General features: G+C 59.7%; 1 protein-coding gene and 1 pseudogene. Both read left to right on the forward strand.

Features of this window, described 5'->3' with window-relative positions; translation table 11 throughout:
* Window positions 1–472, forward strand: a 472-nt coding sequence (locus tag AC097L_RS26285; RefSeq protein WP_479589627.1) for a P1 family peptidase, incomplete at its 5' end; no start/stop codon positions are given.
* 152 nt (window positions 473–624) lie between these two features.
* Window positions 625–871, forward strand: a pseudogene (locus AC097L_RS26290) (TAXI family TRAP transporter solute-binding subunit); the annotation flags it as partial.
* Between the last annotated feature and the right edge of the window lie 168 nt (window positions 872–1,039).

A 1,039-nucleotide genomic window follows, 5' to 3' on the forward strand; every position in this document is an offset into this window, starting at 1 on the left:
GGGTGCGATCGTGGCCTGCAATGCGATGGGCGACGTCATCAACCCGGCGACGGGTCAGATCATTGCCGGCGCCCGAACCAGCGACGGCGCGCACTTGGTGAACGCCCGCAAGGCCCTGCTGGCAGGAGAATTTCCACTACCGGTGCTGGCCGGGACCAACACCACCATCGGCGTGATTGCCACCGATGCCATCCTCACCAGAGCACAGGCGCACCGCTTGGCACAGGTGGCCCATGACGGCCTCGCCCGCAGCATCAACCCGGTTCACACCCTGTCAGACGGTGATACCTTGTTTGCATTGGGAACCGGCAAATCGGGCACAACAGCAAGCATGTTGCGCTTGAGCGTGATGGCGGCCGAGGTGACCGCACTGGCCGTCGTGCGTGGCGTGCTGGCGGCACGAGCCGTCCATATCGGTGGCCAGGTGTGGCCTGCCGCCGCAGACAGGCAGCCAGTAATTGCTGCCCAGTGAGGAATCCTCCCAAAATCTTGATTGGCTGAGTACTGGCAAGGCCGATCTCGGATTTGTCCAGAGTCGAACCGGTCTGGCTTTTCTATCGGACCGACGCAGCTCAGCAGGCAGTGGCGTGCCCAGCCTGATGTTGATGGACTTTGCGCAACGGCATCCCGTTGATGCAGAGATACCTGCCTTTTTCCTACGCCAACCTGATGAAACGTATGTGGCTGGCACTGGGCATCATCATTGCCATGCTGCTGCCACTGAGCCGAATCGGCCAAAGCGCTGGCAGAAGAACTTGACCGGCTCGAGACCCGGGTGGGCAAAATCACAGTGCCCCTATCCTACGCAGACGAGTTGTACGCACAGCGAAACCACATTGAGCTGGTCCGCCAGCGACTTCTCAGGGCCTGAGGTCCTGGCTGTTGAGCCAGGCCGTTTGAGTTGGAATGGGGTTGGCCTGACTTCGCAGTTACTTCAGTGCTTTGAACCTCATCCGCTTGGGTTTTGCACCCTCTTCGCCCAAACGTTTTTTCTTGTCGGCTTCGAATTCCTGGTAGTTGCCGTCAAAGAAAGTCCACT

It is taken from the genome of Rhodoferax sp. RT5P35, from assembly GCF_056521385.1.